Genomic DNA, 17,733 nt, shown 5'->3' on the forward strand with positions numbered 1-17,733 from the left:
CGGCCACCGCGCCTCCAGCGGTCGGATCGGACGTCACCGCCCATCAAACCGCCACGATCACCAAACCGGCGAACCTATGCGGTCAGAGCACTAGCTGGGCTCGAAGGTCACCAGGGCACCGAGATGAGATGACCGCGCCGCACGCGCCCTGGTGTGCCAGCATGAGCCAGTGCCCGAGCCACTGCTGCCGCCTTCCGGCGTCGAACTCATGGACGTTCACCGACTCCGCCTGGTCGAAGCTGCCGCGCCCGCGATGTCGCCCGAAGACCGGCTGGCCATGGACCGGGTCTGGGAGAAGGCGGTGCGGGCCAACCCAAGCCTCTTCGACGGGCCGGTGGCGGCGTGCGCGGGGCTGGATCGGGAGGGGCCGCACAGCCTGGTCCTCTTCTGGGCAAGGACGACCTACCGCCGCTACGCCCTGCGCCGGGTCCCTGGCGCCACCTCGTGGCTGCCGTCCCTGTTCGTCTCCGTCGTGCAGCCGACAGCTGACGGGCGCCTGCTGGTGGGGCGGATGTCGCCGTCAACGGCCACTCCTGGTCGCTGGCAGCTGCCGGGCGGGTCCGTCGAACCGCCGGATGACCGCGAGCCCCTCGACGAGGCCGCGCTCCGCCGACACGCCGCCCGGGAGCTGGTCGAGGAGACCGGCATCGACACGCCGCCCGACGACCTGACCCTGTGGCTTGTCGCACGCGGAAAGAGGGGGAGCGTCGGTGTCCTGTTCCTCGCTCCGGGCCGGCCGGCGTCGCTGATACACGAACGGTTCGCAGCTCTGGTGTCCTCGGAGACGGCACTCGGTCGGGATCCGGAGCTGGAGCAGATCGCCCTTGTTCGCTCCCAGGCCGAGTTGGCGGGCCTCGTCGGGCCACAGGTGGACTACCTGGAACCGGTCGTCCACCGGTACGCAGAAGCAGTGCTCGGGCACGACGCCTGAGGTCATCGACACGAGCGCGGTCAGCCCGCTCCGATCGTCGAGAGGGTGGAGCCGGTGCGGGTCTTGGCCACCCTGAGCTGTGCCGGGATCCGGGAGCGCAGCTCGGCGACGTGGCTGATGATGCCGACCGCGCGCCCGCCGTCGCGCAGGCTGTCGAGGATGTCGAGGACGCCGTCGAGGGTGTCCTCGTCCAGGGTGCCGAAGCCCTCGTCCACGAAGAGGGTGCCGATCTCCGCGCCACCCGCCTCGGCCGTGACCACGTCGGCTAGACCGAGGGCGAGCGCCAGCGAGGTGATGAAGCTCTCGCCGCCCGACAGGGTCGCGGGGTCGCGGTCGACGCCGGTCCAGCCGTCGGACACCCGCAGCCCCAGCCCGCCACCCGACCGCCCTCTGGCTCCGGCGGTCTTGCGCAGGTCGTGACGGAGCGAGTACCGCCCGGCCGACATGTGGTCGAGCCGCTCGTTGGCCGCGTCGACCACCTGCCTGAGCCGCTCCCCCAGCACGAACGACGACAGGCTCATGTTCCACTGGTTGTCGCTGGACGTGCCGCCGGCCAGCGACGCCATCCGCTCGGCCAGCCGGTGCCGCGCGGCGGCGGGCTCCCACCGCTCCAGGCAGGCCGCCAGCTCGCCGCCCAGCTCTCGCAGCCGCGCCTCCCGAGCCACCGCCCGGTCTCTCCCGGACGCCAGCGCCGTGTGCTCGTGCTCGGCCGCGTCGCGCTCCGCGGCGATCGCGTCCAGGTCGGGTGCGGGCTGCGCGGCGGCGGCCACCAGCTCCGGGTCGGCCAGCGTGCTGGTCACCGCGGCGTGCTGCGCGTCGAGCCGGCGCAGCAACTCGCCCTTGCTCTCGCGTTCGGACGCGCTCCTGGCGGCGCTCACGGCCTCGGCGACGTCGCCGAACCCGGCCTCCTCCGCGGCCCGCGCCGCCGCCTCCGCCGCCTTGTCGCGCTCGTCGACGGCGGCGACGGCCGCCCGGGTGGCCTCCAGCGCCTCCCGCAGCAGCTCGGCCTCGTCGCCGAGCCGTGACAACCGTGCGGTGAGCGTCGGATCGTCGCCACGGGCGCTGTCGAGGCGCGCGCTCAGCCGTCCGGCGTCGCCGCTCAGCTCCTCGTGCCGGGTGCGGCAGGCGGCCAGCCGCGCCGCGACGCGCCGCCCGCGCTCCTCCAGGGCCATCCGCTCCTGCGCCAGCCCTCCGGCCTCCGCGGCCAGGACGGGCTCCCGGCCAGCGGACTCCTTCAGCCTGCGCAACTCCTCCTCGGCCGCGGCCAGCACCACTGGCGCCGACTCGGCGGGAATTCCGCCGTCCTCCTCCGAGCCCTCGACGTCATCGCCTGGCGCGGGTGCGTTCGACCGGGTACCGGGGACCGGGGTGAGGTCGCTCTGGACGAGGCGGGACACCAGGCGGACACGCTCGGCCTGGAGGTGGGTGCGATGGGTGCGGTTGGCCGTGAGGGACTCGGCGAGTTCGCGGGCGCGGTCTCGCACCCGTTCGCGGTCCGTCTCGATGCGGTCGAGCTCGGCGGCCAGCGCGGGCTCGCGATCGGCGATCGCCCGCACCCGCGCCAGTTCCCGCTCGCTCTGGAGGACGGCGTCCTCGGCCGCGCCGGCGTCGAGCCCGCCCGTGGCCTCGACCGCGTCGGCGTGACGCGACTGCAGGGCGGATAGGGCGCGTTCGGCCGCCTCGCGTTCGGTCAGGGCCGCCTCGTGGGCGGTCTCGGCCGCGTGTTCGTCCTCTGGCGAGGGGGCGCTGGGGGTGGGTGAGGCGGGGTGGGGGTGCTGATCGGAGCCGCAGACCGCGCAGGGACATCCGTCGGAGAGGTCGAGGGCCAGTTCGGCGGCCATGCCGTCGATGCGGGCCTGCCGGACGTCGAGCCAGTGCTCCCGCAGGCTCTGGGCTCGGTCGACGAGGGCCTGATGGGCTGAGGCGGCAGAGTCCAGCTCGGCTGCGAGGGCGTCGCGCCGGTGGGCGGTCTCGAGGACGGCCCTGGCCGCGTCGAGGGTCGCCACAGCCGCCGGGACCGTTGCCGCCTCCGCCCGTACCTCGGCCAGGCGGGCGTTGACGTCGGCGATCCGGTCGGGCAGGTCGGCCTCGGCCGCGGCCACCTCGGCCTCGCTCTGTGTCAGGCCGTCGAGCTCCACGGCCAGCCTGGCCAGCTCACCGTCGACGCCGATCAGGTCTTTCGCGGCATCCCGTACGTTCTGCGCCACCGGGACCCTGGCCGAGTCCATCCGCGCCCGGGCGAGCCGCCGCTCGGCCTCCTCGATCAGCCCGGGCAGGACGGCCAGCCGCTCGGCGACGGCCTCGTCCTCGGTGCTCAGCCCGGTCAGCTCGTCCTCGACCCGTCGCAGGTCTCGCCGCACCACCAGCAGCCTGGCCTCCTCGGTGAGCAGCTCGGACAGCCGTGCCATCTCCGACTGCCGCTCCCGCTCCAGTACGGCCAGCCGCTCCGGCTCCACCCACCCGGCGAAGGACGCGGACGACGCTTCGCCCGCGGCACGGGAGTCGGGGAACGCGGCCTCCGCCGGAGCGCGGCCATGCGACGCCCCGGCCGGGCTCCGGCCGATGAGGAGGGGGCGGGCGCGGGCCAGGGCGTCGGCGGCGAGGGTGTGGAGCTTGGTGGTGGCCTCGGCGCGCTGGCGGGCGGCCATGACAAGGGGCATGACGCGGTCGGCGCGGGCCGCGTCGTCGAGGACGGCCTGGAGGTCGGCTCGCTCCTCGGCCCGTTCGTCGAGGGTGTGGCGCAGGGTGAGGGCCTCGGCGTGGCGGCGTTGGCGCTCCGCCAGGGAGGACGCCTGCTCGAAGCGGGCCCTGGTCACGCGCAGGGCCCGCTCCGCCTCGGCCTGCCGGTCGGTCGCCCGGGCGACGACAGCGCGCGCCGCGTCGAGAAGCGCACCGGCCCACCGCAGCGGCTCGGTGTCAGGAGCGGGCACCTCACGCGACTCGGCCTCCCGCTCGGGCGCCGCGGACAGGGTCGAGAGGAGTTCGTCGCCCGCGGCCTCCTCTAGCCGCTGGATCGCGAAGTCCACCTGCTGCCGTAGCTCCTGCTGGTCGCGCCACGTCCGCGTGCGGTGGTCGGCCAGCCAGTGCTCGGCCTGCGTGAAGATCTTGACGGTGAACAGCCGCTCCAGGAGCTTGCGGCGGTCGTCGCCGTCGGCGCGGAGGAACCTGGCGAAGTCGCCCTGCGGCAGCATCGCCACCTGGCAGAACTGGTCGGCGTTCATGCCGAGCAGCCCGCCGACGAGGTCGCCCGCCTCGTCGGACCTGGTCGTCAGGCCCTGCCAGCCCTCCCCGACCCGCTCCTCGACGATGACCTTGGCCTTCTCCTCCGTGAGGCCGGCCCCGCGCAGCTTGGGACGTTGCCACACGGGCGAGCGCTGGATGCGGAGTAACCGGCCCCGGATGGAGACCTCCAGCGTGACCGACGGCCCGACGGAGGGCGGGGCGTGGTCGCACCGGAGGGCGCGGGCGTTGTTGCGCTGGCCTGGGACGACGCCGTAGAGGGCGAAGCAGAGGGCGTCGAGGACGGTGGTCTTGCCCGCCCCCGTGGGACCGTGCACGAGGAAGAGCCCGGCCTCCGTCAGCGCGTCGAAGTCGACGGTCTCTGTGCCGGGGAAGGACCCGAAGGCCGTGAGCGAGAGCCGGTGCGGCCGCATCTACGCCATCGCCTCCTTCGCCCTGGACGCCTCGATCGCCTGTCTTAGCAGGTCTTCCTCGTCGGGTGCGGCAGGCTCGCCGCGTACCTCGCGGACGAAGTCGAGCGCCACCTCCGCCTCCGGCCGCCCGCTCAGCCGCACCGCCGGCGTGGCCGGCGCGGCGCCGACCGGGTCGAAGGAGAGCGCGAGCGTGTGCGGGAAGCGCGCCCGCAACCGGTCCATGGCCGATTTGGGACGGACGGCGTCGGTCAGCACCACCTGCAGCCAGTGCCCTTCGAAGTCGGCGTACTTCGGGGAGGTCAGCAGCTCCTCGAGGTCGCCCCGCAGTCGCCCGACGGGGCGCGGCACCGGCGCGGGCACGAACTCCGCCCCTTCCCCGAGTGTCACCAGCCAGGACCCTTTCACCTGGTTGACCTCGGAGAACGAGTACGCCAGCGGCGAGCCTGAGTACCGCACGCCGTCGGACATCCGCTGCCGCCCGTGCAGGTGGCCGAGCGCGACGTACGACAGGTCTTCGAACAGGGAGAGCGGCACGTGCGCCACCCCGCCCACGCTGATGTCGCGCTCGCTGTCGCTGGCCTGCCCGCCGGTGACGAAGGCGTGCGCCAGCACGACCGAGTGGCGGTGCCGGACGGCGTCGGCGCGCACCCGTGTCATGGCGTGCGCGAGCGCGGCGGTGTGGCTGCGGTCGGGCAGCTCCCAGGGCCCCCTGACCAGCTCGGGCTCCAGGTACGGGACCCCGTAGAAGGCGACCTCGTCGATCACCACCGGCTCCCACGCGCGGGACGGGTCGGTGCGCAGGTGGACCCCGGCCGCGTCGATGAGGTCGGCGCCGAAGCCCAGCCGCCGGGCGGAGTCGTGGTTACCGCTGATCATCACGGTGCGCACGCCCGTCGCCACCAGGCGGCGCAGCGCCTCACCGCACAGGGCCACCGCGTCGACCGGCGGCAGCGCCCGGTCGTAGACGTCGCCCGACACCACCACCACGTCGACCCGCTCGGCCCGGACGGTCTCGACCAGGTGGTCGACGAACGCCGCCTGCCCCTCGATCAGACTCTCGCGGTGGAACGAGCGGCCCAGGTGCCAGTCGGAGGTGTGCAGGATCCGCATGTCGCAGGAAGCTAACAGGTCCCGCCGACAAATGTGGCCTCGTACGCCACGGCGCTTCCTGGGGGCCGGGAGTAGTGTGGCTGATCGGCGGGCAAACCAACACGCATGGGGAGGCCGATGCGTACTGGCCGTGGCACCTTGACTGTCGCCGCCGGTCTCGTTCTGGTGGCTCTGGCGTGCGTCGGGTACGTGCTGCCGCCGGCGTTCGATCCTCCGCTGTTGCAGGCCGACCCGGCGTTCCAGTCCTTACCGGCCCAGCCGCCGCAGGAGTTCAGGCCGGTGGTGGCGTCCGCCGCCATCCACCAGGAGGACATCTCGCTCCCGGCGGAGGGGCAGCGGCTGGAGGGGACGGTCCGCGCCCCCGTGACGCCCGGGCGGCATCCGGCGATGGTGTTCGTCTCGGGGTCGGGCAACGGCTCGCGCACCGAGTTCACGCCGCAGGCGGAGTTCCTCGCCAAGGCCGGCGTGGTGACGCTCGCCTTCGACAAGCGGACGGTCGGCTACGACTTTCGCGAACGAGACTTCGGCCTGCTGGCCGACGACGCGCTGCGCATGGTCGAGTACCTGCGCACCCGCCCGGACGTCGATCCGGCCCGTACGGGGTTATGGGGCGTGAGCGAGGGCGGCTGGGTGGTGCCGATCGCGGCGGCCAAGAGCGTGGACGTCGGCTTCGCGGTGCTGGTGTCCTCGCCGAACGTCTCCCCGCTCAGGCAGGTCGCCTGGGCGCTGAACGAGCAGTTGCTGCGCCTGCGGGCGCCGATCGGCGTGCGCGACCTGCTGACCAGGGCGATGGGCGGGGTCGGCTTCAACTTCCTGCGTTACGACGCGATGCCGGCGCTGCGCCAGATCAGGCAGCCGGTGCTGGCCTTCTACGGCACGACGGACCCGTCCATCCCGTTCGTGGAGTCCACCAGGGCGCTCACCACGGCGCTGGCGCAGGCGGGCAACGACCGCTACACCATCCGGTTCATGGACCACGGCGACCACGCGATGCGGGTCAACGGCGGCCCGTTCACCCGCGGCTACCTGGAGACGCTCGCCAACTGGATCAGGGACCTGCCGGAGACGGCCAAGCCGGTCCTGCACCTGGCGGGCGCGACCCCGGTGCAGCGGTTCGAGGCGAGCGACGTGCCCGCCGCCCCCTGGTACGCGGGCGGCACCATGCTCGGGCTGACGATCTGCCTGGCCGCCGTCGGCTACGTGGCGGGCCCGGTCGCGGCGATGGTGGTGCGGCTGCGCGGACGCCACACGCCGGCCGAGACCAACACCCGGCTGTGGCCGCCGATCAGGCGCAGGCTGCGCAGGATGGCGTGGACCGGGCTCGGCCTGCTGGCCTCGGTGGCGGCGTTCATCATGCTGCTCGTGCTGTTCTCGGTGAACCAGGCGGGCGCCTGGCCGGCGGTGCTGGCCGGGTGGCTGGTGGTGCGGGTCCTGGCCGTGCTGATGCTCGTCCAGGAGGTCACGGCGGTGGCGGCGGTCGTGGTGGGGCTGCGCGAGGGCCTGCGCCCGGGGCGCTGGCAGCATGTGGCCATCGCGGGGGTGCTGGGCGGCACCGGGCTGCTGCTGGTGGCGGCGGCCTATTACGGGTTGTTCTCGTTCCCCTGGTAGACGAAGGCGCTCATCCAGCGGTCCAGCTCGGCGAACACCTGCTTGCGCACCGGCCCGGCCGACAGGACCAGGTCGTGGAGGCCGCCGTCGATGCGGACGCAGGTGACGTGCGGTCCGACCGCGGTGGACCAGCGGGCGATGTGCCGGGGGTCGAGCACGAGGTCGGCCGTCTGCGCCTCGGGGACGAAGTCGCGCAGCCGCAGCCCCTTGGCCGAGGCGAGCACGAGCACCGGCACGTCCACGGACAGCCCGGCGTGCAGCCGTCGCTGCGCGCGGCGGATCGCGGCGAGCCACATGGCGTGCACGGAGAAGCCGCTCAGCGGCTTGAGCTCCAGGTCGTAGTCCCATTCGCCCTGCTCGGAGCGGTGCAGGGTGCGGCCGTAGACGGTGCTGACGCCGAGCGGCAGCGCGGCGCGGGTGTAGGAGAGCGGCGTCTTGAGCAGGTCGGCGGCCAGGCGCAGCGGCGCGGGCACGTTGAGGTCGAAGAACGGGCTGTTGAGCGCCAGCCCGTGGATCAGCCCCTTGCCGCGGACGCGGTCGGCCCAGAGGGAGGCGACCAGCCCGCCGGTGGAGTGGGCGTTGATGGTGAGCTCGTCGTGGTCCTGCCTGATGATGCGGACGGCCTCGTCGATCTCGGGGAAGTAGTCGGTGACGCTCCTGATCAGCCCCCTGGTCTGGTGCGGCAGCAGAGATCGGCCGTACTTGCGCAGGTCGAGCGCGTAGAAGTCGATGCCGCGGTCGAGGTAGTGCTCGGCCAGGTGGTCCTGGAAGAAGTAGTCGGTGAATCCGTGGAGGTAGAGCACCGCCCTGCGGGAACCCGCCCGGCGGGAGACGAGGGTCGCGACGACCTCACCCTCGAAGTCGGACTGCATGGGAAGAACGGTGATCTCGTACATGCTAGACACCCTAGGGATTGTCCGGCCAGGACGGCAGCTGCTCACTGACCTTCATCGGGAGGTCGAACGCCTCCATCAACTCTCTGCGCATCGTAAAGGTGAAGGCGTCGAGCCGCTGAGGCCGCTTCAATGTGACGGTGGCGACACGCCCTGCCACGTTGTACTCGATCGCAGAGAAGGCCATGCACCGAATCTTATTCGGTTACGGATGTTCATCCTCCCATAAAGACATATTTCGCTTTTGCTCCGTAGGCTGCCGCCTCGATTCGGCCTACTGTGATGTTCGCGGGGAAACGGGGATGGCGTGAGGCAGGCAACGAAACCGGTGAGCACCGGGGCGGTTCTCGGCTGGCTCGCGCTGTCAGCGGTGGCACCAGGCGCCGCACACCTGCGCGCCGGATGGCGCAAGACCGGGCTGGCGCTGCTCGCCGGCTACGTGGCGCTGCTGCTCGCGCTGCTCGCCGTCGGCCTGAGCACCGACAACCTGCTGGGGTCGCTGACCGAGAACTCGTGGCTGACGGCGATCACGATCGGCTCCGCCGTGCTCGGGGTCGCGTGGTTCGCCATGATCGTCCACTCGTTCGTCGCGCTGCGTCCCGGCAGGCTCACGCAGGGCGGGCAGATCCTCGCGGGCACGCTGGCCGGGCTGATCGCCGTCGTCGTGGTGCTGCCGTTCGGCGTGGTCACGCAGTACGTCTGGACGTCGCAGCAGACGATCAACAGCATCTTCGACCAGCCCGCGACCGAGACCGAGGAGCCCGTCGCGCGCTCCCCCGAACGCCCGGAGGACCCCTGGGCGGGCCGCGACCGGGTCAACATCCTGCTGCTCGGCGGCGACGCCGACGACAACCGGATCGGCGTGCGCACCGACAGCATGAACCTGGCCAGCGTGGACGTGAAGACCGGCAACACCGTCCTGCTCAGCCTGCCGCGCAACCTCGAGGACGTCAGGTTCCGCCCGGGCACGCCGATGGCGCAGCGCTTCCCGACCGGCTTCCGGCTGCCTCCCGACCCCGGCGGCGGCCGCAGCGACCTGCTGAACAGCGTCTGGGAGTACTCCGACGCGCATCCCGAGATCTTCGGCGGCAAGCAGCACCAGGGCCCGAAGGTGCTGATGGACACGATCGGCTACACACTGGGCCTGAAGGTCGACTGGTACGCGCTGGTCAACATGTGGGGTTTCGCCCGGCTGATCGACGCGATCGGCGGCATCAAGCTCACGATCGAGCAGGACGTCGTGTTCGGCAAGTACAACGAGGGCCTGGTCAAGGCCGGCACCCGCAAGCTGAAGGGCGCCGACGCGATGTGGTACGCCCGCTCGCGCACGTACAGCGACGACTACACCAGGATGCGCCGCCAGCGCTGCGTGCTCGGCGCGCTGCTCGACCAGGCCGACCCGGCCACGGTCCTGACCAGGTTCAACAGGATCGCGCTGGCCACCAAGGAGCTGATCAGGACCGACATCCCGCGCGACATGCTCAAGGACCTGGTGCCGCTGGCGCTGCGGGTGAAGAACGCGAAGGTGGCGAGCGTCCAGTTCGTCCCGCCGCTGATCAACACCGGCTACCCCGACTGGGCGAAGATCCGCTCCATCACGGCGAAGGCCGTCCGCGACTCCGCCGGTACCGGTCCCGCGGTCGCCGCCTCGGCCGACCCGTCCGCCACCCCGTCGGCCGGCCCCTCGGCGACCCCCTCGGCGACCCCGTCGGCGAAGGCGTCGCAGAAGAAGCCGGCCAAGCCCGGCGAGAACCCGGCCAAGGGCCTCACCGAGGGCTGCGGAGCGCTGTGACGATGCGCCCCACGGGCGCCCCGCCGCCGAGCACGTCCACCGCGGCCCTCAGCTGACCCGCAGGTCGTCGATGGCGTCGCGGTTCCAGTCGAGGCCGAGGCCGGGGGTGTCGGGGGCGACGGCGTGGCCGTCCTCGACGGTCAGCTCGGTGCTGGTGACGGCGCGCAGCTGCGGGATGTGCTCCACGTACGTGCCCGCGGGGACCGCCGCCACCAGGCTGACGTGCAGCTCCATGAGGAAGTGCGGGCACACGGCGACGTTGAACGCCTCCGCCAGGTGGGCCGCCTTGAGCCAGGGCGTGATACCGCCGATGCGCGCCACGTCCGCCTGCACGACCGACGCGGCCCCCCGCTGCAGGTAGTCGCGGAACTGGCCGAGCGAGTACATCGACTCCCCGACCGCGATCGGGATCGAGGTGGAGCGGGCGAGCTCCCGGTGCCCCTGGACGTCGTCGGCGGGCAGCGGCTCCTCGAAGAAGTGGACGCCGTACGGCTCCAGGGCGTGGGCGCGCTGCCTGGCCTCGGCGTAGGTCATCGACTGGTTGGCGTCGACCATGAGGTCCAGGCCCGGCCCCAGGGCCTCGCGGACGGCGGCGACACGCTCGACGTCCTCTTCGACCCGCGGCTTGCCGATCTTGATCTTGACGCCGCGCAGGCCCGCCCGCTTGGCACCCAGCGCGCCCTCCACCAGGTCGGCCACGCTCAGGTGCAGCCAGCCGCCCTCGGTGTCGTAGAGGGGGACGCTGCGCCGGTGGCCGCCCGCGAGCCGCCACAACGGCTCCCCCGCACGCAGGCAGCGCAGGTCCCACAGGGCGGTGTCGGCGGCGGCCAGCGCGAGCGAGGTGATCGCGCCGACCGTGGTCGCGCGGGTGGAGGCGAACAGGTCGCGCCAGAGGCCCTCGACGTTGCGGGCGTCCGCGCCGACCAGCCGGGGCAGGAGGTGGTCTCGCAGCATGGACAGGACGGCACGGCCGCCGGTTCCGATCGTGTAGGAGTAGCCGGTGCCGCGCAGGCCGTCGTCGGTGGCCAGCTCCACGAAGATCGTTTCCTGTTTGAGGAACGCCTGCACGGCGTCCGTGCGCTCGGTCTCCACGGGGATGTCGACGAGGTAGGCGTCGGCGCTGGTGATCAGAGGCATGGTTGCTGGTTCCTCCAGGGACGTCGGCTGCGCGGGTCAGAAGGTTTCGAGGTAACGGTCGCGGGCGGCGGCGAGGTGGGCGCGCATGGCCGCCTCGGCCTCGTCGGGCGCGCCCGCCACGACGGCGTCCACGACGCGGGCGTGCTCGGCCAGCGTGGGGTCGCCGTGCCGCCTGCCCTTGTAGTCGAGCCGGAACAGGTGCAGGTGGGAGTGGGTGCGGGTGAGGGAGTCGCGCACCGCCGGGCTGCCCGACAGCTCCGCGATCAGGTCGTGGAAGCGGGCGTCGTGCGCCTGGATGCCGTGGTAGTCGTGGTACCGCGTGCCCTGGGGCGCCTTCGGGACGCTGGCCAACTCGGCGCGCACCCGCTCGGCGCCCTCGGCGTCAACCCGTTCGGCCGCCCTGGCCGCCGCCCACGGCTCCAGCAGCAGCCTCAGCTGGTAGAGGTCGGCGACCTGTCCGGACGTGAGCACCGCGGCCACCGAGTAGCCGCGCAAGGGCTCCTTCGTCACCAGCCCCTCCGACTCCAGGGCCGACAGCACCTCGCGTACGGGGGTCTGGGAGACGTCGAGGAGCCTGGCGACCGCGTAGATGTTGACGCGGGTTCCCGGGGACAGCTCCCCGTCCATGATCAGGCTTTTCACGCTCTCGTAGACGTCCGCGGTCAGGACGCTGCGTTTGGCGGCGCGTACCTGGCCCTTGAGGCGCTTCTCGAGCTCGCTGGTCATCCCTGCTCCTGATGGGAGGTCTTGACGGACGGCGTGCGTCGTCGGCAACATGCTGGAAATATCCAATAGGAAATACTACAAGGATCATCCCTATGGCCAGAACTCTCCCCCGTCGTCCGCGCGGCACCGTCCACGGCCGGCTGCGCTGGTACATGATCAGCTTTGTTTTCGCCGGTCTTGTCATCAACTACCTCGACCGGGCCAGCCTGGGCGTCGCCCTGCCATTCATGGGCGAGACCTTCAAGCTGTCCAAGACCGAGGAGGGCATGATCCTCGCGGCGTTCTTCTGGTCGTACGACTTCTTCCAGCTCGCCGCCGGATGGTTCGTCGACAAGTACGGCCCGCGCAGGACGTTCACGTTCGCGGCGGTCTGGTGGTCGCTGTTCACCTCGCTGACGGCGGTGGCCAGCAGCTTCGCCACCCTGTTCGGCGTGCGGCTGCTGCTCGGCGTCGGCGAGAGCCCTGCCGCCACGACCAGCGCCAAGGTCGTCGGACGCTGGTTCCCCCGGCACGAGCGGACGCTGGCCACCGGCATCTGGGACTCCGGCTCCCGGGTGGGCGGCGTCATCGCCCTGCCGGTCGTGACCGGGCTCATCGCCTGGCTGGGCTGGCGCTGGACGTTCGCCGTCATCGGCGTCATCGGCCTCCTGTGGGCGATCGGCTGGTGGAAGAACTACCGCGACCCGCAGGACCACCCCAAGATCACCGAGGAGGAGCTGGAGTACCTGCGCGAGGGCGGCGCCCGCTTCGAGGGCGAGGAGGACGCCTCCGGCCTGCGCTGGCGGGACCTGTTCCGCTACCGCACCATCTGGGCGATGATGCTGGGCTTCTTCTGCCTGAACATGGTCGTGTACTTCTTCCTCACGTTCTTCCCGACCTACCTGGTCGAGGAGCGCGGGTTCACCCTGCTCAAGCTGGGCCTGTTCGGCGCCCTGCCCGGCCTGGTGGCGATCGCCGGAGAGTGGCTCGGCGGCTGGCTGGCGGACCGCCGCATCGCGAAGGGCGACTCGGTGACCCGGGTCCGCAAGACGTTCATCGCGGGCGGCTTCCTCGTCTCGACCGTCATCGGGATCGCTGTCTGGGCGCCCGAGGCGTGGATGGCGCTGGCACTGCTGTCGATCGCCTACGCGGGCTCGACGTTCGCCGCGTCCAACATCTGGTCGCTGCCCGCCGACGTCGCCCCGGCCGACCGGCACGTGGCCTCGATCGGCGGCATCCAGAACTTCGCGTCCAACTTCGCCGGGATCATCAGCCCCATCATGGTGGGCTTCCTGGTCGACAAGACGGGGTCGTTCACCGTGCCGCTCATGGTGATCTCAGGCGTGGCGCTGCTGGGCGCGTTCACGTACGCGGTCGTGCTCAAGAGCGTGGCGCCGATCGGCCTTCCGGCTGACGCGGACGACGGAAGGTAGCCCGCCAGCGCCGCCGCCCCGGGTCGCGCAGGTCCTCGACCTTCTCCTCCACCAGCCCGTACGCGGAGAAGGCGGCGATCTCGTCCGGGGTGAGCGGCCAGGGCGGGGCGCCCGCCGGGCCGCCCTCGTCCCGGGCGGACGCGATGACCAGCAGCGTTCCGCCCGGCCCGACGAACTCGGCGACGCCGGCGATGGCCGGCCCGTGCAGCTCCTCGGGCAGCGCCTGCACGGTCATGATCTCCACGACCAGGTCGAAGGCCCGGCGCCACTCGGCGGGCGGTTCGAGCAGGTCGGCGGCCCGATACTCGACGCGGGAGCCGGGAAACCGCTCCGCCGCCAGCCGCACGGCGGTCTCGCTCACGTCGAAGGCCGCGGTCTCGTACCCGAGCCAGGCGACGAACTCGGCGTCGTCGCCCAGCCCCGCCCCGACGACCAGTGCCCGCCGCCCCTCGCCCCGCGCGCCGTCGGCCCACTGGACGAGCAGCGGGTGCGGCGTCCGCGAGTCCCAGGGCACGATCGCGTCGCCCGTCGCCGACTCCGCGTAGAGCCGCTCGAACCATCCGGTGGGGTCGTCGCCGGCCAGCGACTCCGCGGCCAGCCGCCGCGCGTCCTCGTCGGGGTCCCTGTCGGTCACCACACCTCCCAGTTCCACCCAGTACGGCAGCCTTTGGGCCATTTCCGTGGCCATGTGTACCACGTTGACGGTGTCGCCTCGCGGCCCCGTCAGTTCCCGCTGTTGCAGGGGGTTCCCCTGGACGTAACCCTGCAACCGCAGCGCCACGTCCACCAGCGGGACCAGAACGCAGACGGCCGGACCGGGGTGCGGGCAGGGAAACTTCAGGTGCCACCAGTCGAGCTCGCCCGCCCGTCCGTCGACGGCGAGCCGGACGACGTCCTGCGGGTCGGCGGGTCGCCCGAGCAACGCGCTCGCGGCGGCGATGACCTGCTCGCGCTGGTACTCCTGGTAGTAGCTCGACCTCTCTTCCGTGACGTGACGCAACGCCCCCGCCTTGACGGCCAGCGTGTTGCGGCGTTCGAGCCATTCCTCCCAGACGCCCTTCCCCAGCCTGCGTTCCGCCTCCTCGGAAGCGCGCGGGAGGACCGGGTCGGCCGCGCATTCGACCGCCTGCCCGCTTCCCCACCCGAACCCTTCCAGCAACTCCGCCTCGTGGAGATCAGCCCGCTCCGCGGTGTGGGCGTCGACGCTCGGCCACACGCGCGCCAGCAACCCGTCCTCCCGGACCTTCCATCGGAAGGTCTCGAAGACGTCGACGGGGAAACCCAAGGTGGGATGCCCCATCAGCGCGACATAGCGGTTCAGATGCCAGTTGAAGGCATGGGCGAGCACGACCTCCTTCCTGATGGCGCGGGCGAGCACGTCATGCCCCACCAGCGAGGCCGCCGCCTCCCACGACTCCCGCCGCAGCCTCTGCGAATCCGTGCGCAGGGCCGCTCGCTCGCGGAACTTCCTGCGCGGCTTGGCGTGCAGGAGGTCGTACCTGCTGAGCATGTTCGCCCCACGGTCACGCCAGGACCAGGTCCGGATGAGGAGGAGTTCCCGCACGAGCAAGGCGCGCAGCTCGTCCTCATCGGCCTCTGACAGCACGGGCAGCCCGAGCAGCAGCACCGACCTGGACCACGCCTTGGGCACCACACCGGGCCAGGGACGCAGACGGACCTCGGGGACCCCGCGGAAGCCCGACAGCTCCACCGCTTCGGCGAGCACCTTCTTCAGGCGCGGGTGGTCGTCCAACGCGAGCAGGGGGCGAGTGCGCCGGTACCTCGGCCAGCGGTCGGCGACGTACGCGACCAGGCAGGCGCAGGCAACAGCACCGCAGATCAGCTGGAGGCCCAGGCCGCCCCCGAACACCACGACCGCGGCCCCGAGCACACCGAAGACCACGCCGGTCAGCAGGACGAGGCCGAAGACGAAGATCAGCCAGTCCGGCACCACCAGCGACGGATGCCTGGTCAGGAGAAGCCACAGCACTCTGCGCCCGGATAACCCCACCGCCACCTCACCGTTCATCCCAGGATTTCGGGATAACGGTACGAAGGCCGGATCACGCTGGCATCACGCGCGGAAGGAGTCCTTCGCCAGGCGGCGGACGCGGGGCTCGTCGATGGTGTGGCCGAGGCCCGGCTGGGTGAGTGGCACCGCGATGACCCCGGCGTTCGCCCCCACGATCGGGGTGACGATCTGGTTGTTGCGCGGCGGCTGCGTGACGTCGCACGGAAGCGTGCATCCCGGCAGGCTGGCCACCGCGACCGTCGCCGCCCTGGCGAGGCCGGCGCCCTGGCCGCCCGTGCACTGGATGTCCCAGCCCGCGGCGGCGGCCCGGTCGTGGGCCCGGCGGACCTCGGAGAGCGACGGGAAGGCGGACGGCCGGAGCAGGAGGACGCGTGCCGCCCGCAGCGTCAGGTAGTCGTCGAGCTCGGCCGTGGTGCGGACCTCCACCGCCACCGACGCCGCCACCTGGTCCTGCAGGGTGGCGTGCGCGTAGACGTCGCCCACCGGGAAGGGGCGTTCGATGACCTCGATGCCGTAGGAGTCGAGCGCGATGAGCTGGCCGTCCTCGGAGTAGGCGCCGCCGCAGTCGACCGCCAGCGTGAGCGCCGGGTACGCCTGCCGCACGGCCCGGACGGGCTCGACGTCCCAGCCGGGACGGATGTCCAGCGTGACGTGCCCGTAGCCCGCGCAGACCAGCTGGTTGACCCGCACCACCAGGCTCTCCAGCGACGGGTCGGGGCTGAGCCGGACGCTGGCCATCACCGAGGTGCGGGTGCCGCCGATCGCCTCGGCGAGGGGGACGCCGCGCATCCGGGTCCACAGGTCCCAGCAGGCCATGTCGACGGCCGGGTCGCCGCTGTGGACGGCGTCGGGATGCTCCCAGTCGGTGCCGATGAGCAGCGCGCCGAGCGACTCCTCCAGCCTGGACCAGGTCTTCGGGTCGGGCGACAGGGCTTCGCCCCAGCCCGTCATGCCGCCCTGGTCAGTGAGCTTCACGAGCAGGCTCTCCGATCGCCTGCCGAACGGCAGGACGAGCCGGAAAACCTCAAGCTCCCGCACTCGCGGCATGTACCCCCCTCTTATGACGCGGTTCCTTCCAGTGTGCCCGCCTTGGCCATCTGGGCAAAACGCGGTGCCACGAACGCCGCCAGGATGGCGAGGACGAAGGTGAAGGCCAGCCCCACGAAATAGGTCTCGCCGGTGGCCGTGAAGAGGGCGCCGGCGATCGCGACGGCGACGACGGTGAACACCGACTCGCCGACGCCGACGGCGGCCGTGTTCTGCCCCTCCTCCCCCTGCTTGGACAGCTCCAGCACCAGGATGGAGACCGTCGGGTGCAGCGCGCCGATGCCGAGGCCGGAGATGGCCATGGCCACGTACGCCACGGCGAGGGGCACGGAGTCGATGAGCACGAGCGAGATCAGCGCGATGCCGGCGGCGATCATGAAGGCGCCGCCGCGCATGGCGGTCAGGTGGGAGATCGCGCCGCGTCCCTTGATCCATGAGCCGGTGGACCAGCCGAGCGCGCCGACCGTCAGGACGATGCCGGCGCCGGTGGGCGTCAGGCCGCGCTCGCTGATCAGCATGAGCGGGATGAGGACCTCGGCCGCCATCAGCGCGCCGTAGGCCAGGCCGCGCAGCACGGGCGCGGACGGGAGCCCGCGGGCTGCCCTGAGCGCGCCGGCGGGCAGCAGCTTGGGCAGCGCCACGGCCAGCAGCACGAGCCCGGCCGCGAGCAGCGGGATCCCGCCGAGCTTGAGCGCGCTGCCGTACTGGATGAGCGCGGCGGCGACCGCGGTGAGCGTGGCCCACACCAGCTTGCGGCCCAGGCCGGGCGCGGGCTCGGCGTTGCCGCCGTCGAGGTCACGTCCGGACGTGCCGCGCCAGAGCAGCAGCGCGGCGGGGACGACGATCAGGGACACGCCCAGGAAGATCCACCGCCAGTCGAAGTTCTGCACGACGAACCCGGCGATGGCCGGCCCCACCATGGACGGCACCACCCAGGCGGCGGAGAACAGCGCGAACACCCGGGGATGCATGGCCGCCGGGTACGCGCGGGCGACCAGCACGTACAGCGCGACCTGGACGAGGCCCGCGCCGAGGCCCTGGAGGAAGCGGCCGGCGACGAAGATCTCCATGTTGGCGGCGAACCCGGCGACGAGCAGCCCGGCGACGAAGCCGGCGATGCCGACGGAGATCGGCGCGAGCGGGCCCTGCACGTCGCTCCACCGCCCGCCGAGCACGGTGGCGATCACGCTGGCGGCGAGCGTGGCGCTGAAGGCCAGGTTGTACAGGTGCATGCCGCCGAGTTCACGGGCGACCACGGGCATCGCCGTCGCGACCGCCATCGCCTCGAACGCCACCAGCATGACCAGCGCGACCAGCCCCACGCTGAGCGCTCGGTAGCTGGGTGAGACCACGCTGGCTGGAGGGGCTTCAACAGTAGTTGTCATACCCGGC

At 72.1% G+C, this 17,733-nt stretch carries 13 protein-coding genes; 4 read left to right on the forward strand and 9 right to left on the reverse strand.

Annotated features, from left to right (window positions below; translation table 11 throughout):
- The first annotated feature begins 169 nt into the window (after positions 1–169).
- Positions 170–931: an NUDIX hydrolase gene (locus ABT294_RS47205; protein WP_350813075.1), complete on the forward strand. Its 762-nt coding sequence runs from the start codon at positions 170–172 to the stop codon at positions 929–931.
- 20 nt (positions 932–951) lie between these two features.
- On the opposite strand, the gene ABT294_RS47210 is transcribed toward ABT294_RS47205, so the two are convergent.
- On the reverse strand, positions 952–4,584 hold the full coding sequence (locus ABT294_RS47210; protein ID WP_350813076.1) for an AAA family ATPase: 3,633 nt from the start codon (positions 4,582–4,584) through the stop codon (positions 952–954).
- Positions 4,585–5,694, reverse strand: a complete 1,110-nt coding sequence (locus tag ABT294_RS47215) for an exonuclease SbcCD subunit D (protein WP_350813077.1) — start codon at positions 5,692–5,694, stop codon at positions 4,585–4,587.
- 117 nt (positions 5,695–5,811) lie between these two features.
- Here ABT294_RS47215 and ABT294_RS47220 point away from each other — a divergent pair, with 117 nt between their 5' ends.
- The gene (locus ABT294_RS47220) at positions 5,812–7,302 is read left to right on the forward strand and encodes an alpha/beta hydrolase family protein (RefSeq protein ID WP_350813078.1); all 1,491 of its coding nucleotides are present in this window, start codon (positions 5,812–5,814) and stop codon (positions 7,300–7,302) included.
- Here ABT294_RS47220 and ABT294_RS47225 read toward each other — a convergent pair.
- Both ABT294_RS47225 and ABT294_RS47230 read right to left on the reverse strand, forming a co-directional pair.
- The gene (locus tag ABT294_RS47225; RefSeq protein WP_350813079.1) at positions 7,275–8,198 is read right to left on the reverse strand and encodes an alpha/beta hydrolase; all 924 of its coding nucleotides are present in this window, start codon (positions 8,196–8,198) and stop codon (positions 7,275–7,277) included. The genes ABT294_RS47220 and ABT294_RS47225 overlap by 28 nt on opposite strands.
- Before the next feature lie 10 nt (positions 8,199–8,208).
- Positions 8,209–8,382, reverse strand: coding sequence for a hypothetical protein (locus tag ABT294_RS47230; RefSeq protein ID WP_350813080.1), 174 nt, complete (start codon positions 8,380–8,382; stop codon positions 8,209–8,211).
- A 120-nt stretch (positions 8,383–8,502) separates the two neighbouring features.
- Between ABT294_RS47230 and ABT294_RS47235 the strand changes: the two genes are divergently transcribed.
- Complete coding sequence (locus tag ABT294_RS47235) at positions 8,503–9,987, forward strand: LCP family protein (RefSeq protein WP_350813081.1); 1,485 nt, start codon at positions 8,503–8,505, stop codon at positions 9,985–9,987.
- Between the two features lie 48 nt (positions 9,988–10,035).
- Here ABT294_RS47235 and ABT294_RS47240 read toward each other — a convergent pair whose 3' ends face one another.
- Positions 10,036–11,124, reverse strand: coding sequence for a mandelate racemase/muconate lactonizing enzyme family protein (locus ABT294_RS47240; protein ID WP_350813082.1), 1,089 nt, complete (start codon positions 11,122–11,124; stop codon positions 10,036–10,038).
- A gap of 36 nt (positions 11,125–11,160) precedes the next feature.
- The gene (locus ABT294_RS47245) at positions 11,161–11,850 is read right to left on the reverse strand and encodes a GntR family transcriptional regulator (protein WP_350813083.1); all 690 of its coding nucleotides are present in this window, start codon (positions 11,848–11,850) and stop codon (positions 11,161–11,163) included.
- 92 nt (positions 11,851–11,942) lie between these two features.
- Between ABT294_RS47245 and ABT294_RS47250 the strand changes: the two genes are divergently transcribed.
- Complete coding sequence (locus tag ABT294_RS47250) at positions 11,943–13,262, forward strand: MFS transporter (protein ID WP_350813084.1); 1,320 nt, start codon at positions 11,943–11,945, stop codon at positions 13,260–13,262.
- On the opposite strand, the gene ABT294_RS47255 is transcribed toward ABT294_RS47250, so the two are convergent.
- From ABT294_RS47255 to ABT294_RS47265, 3 genes are all read right to left on the reverse strand, one after another.
- Positions 13,210–15,252 (reverse strand): class I SAM-dependent methyltransferase, encoded by a 2,043-nt coding sequence (locus ABT294_RS47255; protein ID WP_350813085.1) that lies wholly within the window; start codon positions 15,250–15,252, stop codon positions 13,210–13,212. The genes ABT294_RS47250 and ABT294_RS47255 overlap by 53 nt on opposite strands.
- 84 nt (positions 15,253–15,336) lie before the next feature.
- Positions 15,337–16,341 carry an enolase C-terminal domain-like protein gene (locus ABT294_RS47260; protein WP_350813086.1) on the reverse strand — a complete coding sequence of 335 codons (1,005 nt, stop codon included), beginning with the start codon at positions 16,339–16,341 and terminating at the stop codon, positions 15,337–15,339.
- A gap of 11 nt (positions 16,342–16,352) precedes the next feature.
- The gene (locus ABT294_RS47265) at positions 16,353–17,726 is read right to left on the reverse strand and encodes an MFS transporter (RefSeq protein ID WP_350813087.1); all 1,374 of its coding nucleotides are present in this window, start codon (positions 17,724–17,726) and stop codon (positions 16,353–16,355) included.
- Between the last annotated feature and the right edge of the window lie 7 nt (positions 17,727–17,733).

This window comes from Nonomuraea sp. NPDC000554, assembly GCF_040300065.1.
GTDB lineage: Bacteria > Actinomycetota > Actinomycetes > Streptosporangiales > Streptosporangiaceae > Nonomuraea.

What these genes read in the sequence shown, in the direction of transcription:
- ABT294_RS47225 (WP_350813079.1), bottom strand. Translation starts at nt 8,198, where the DNA reads ATGTACGAGATCACCGTTCTTCCCATGCAGTCCGACTTCGAGGGTGAG.
- ABT294_RS47245 (WP_350813083.1), bottom strand. Translation starts at nt 11,850, where the DNA reads ATGACCAGCGAGCTCGAGAAGCGCCTCAAGGGCCAGGTACGCGCCGCC.
- ABT294_RS47220 (WP_350813078.1), top strand. Translation starts at nt 5,812, where the DNA reads ATGCGTACTGGCCGTGGCACCTTGACTGTCGCCGCCGGTCTCGTTCTG.
- ABT294_RS47215 (WP_350813077.1), bottom strand. Translation starts at nt 5,694, where the DNA reads ATGCGGATCCTGCACACCTCCGACTGGCACCTGGGCCGCTCGTTCCAC.
- ABT294_RS47250 (WP_350813084.1), top strand. Translation starts at nt 11,943, where the DNA reads ATGGCCAGAACTCTCCCCCGTCGTCCGCGCGGCACCGTCCACGGCCGG.
- ABT294_RS47230 (WP_350813080.1), bottom strand. Translation starts at nt 8,382, where the DNA reads ATGGCCTTCTCTGCGATCGAGTACAACGTGGCAGGGCGTGTCGCCACC.
- ABT294_RS47260 (WP_350813086.1), bottom strand. Translation starts at nt 16,341, where the DNA reads ATGCCGCGAGTGCGGGAGCTTGAGGTTTTCCGGCTCGTCCTGCCGTTC.
- ABT294_RS47210 (WP_350813076.1), bottom strand. Translation starts at nt 4,584, where the DNA reads ATGCGGCCGCACCGGCTCTCGCTCACGGCCTTCGGGTCCTTCCCCGGC.
- ABT294_RS47240 (WP_350813082.1), bottom strand. Translation starts at nt 11,124, where the DNA reads ATGCCTCTGATCACCAGCGCCGACGCCTACCTCGTCGACATCCCCGTG.
- ABT294_RS47265 (WP_350813087.1), bottom strand. Translation starts at nt 17,726, where the DNA reads ATGACAACTACTGTTGAAGCCCCTCCAGCCAGCGTGGTCTCACCCAGC.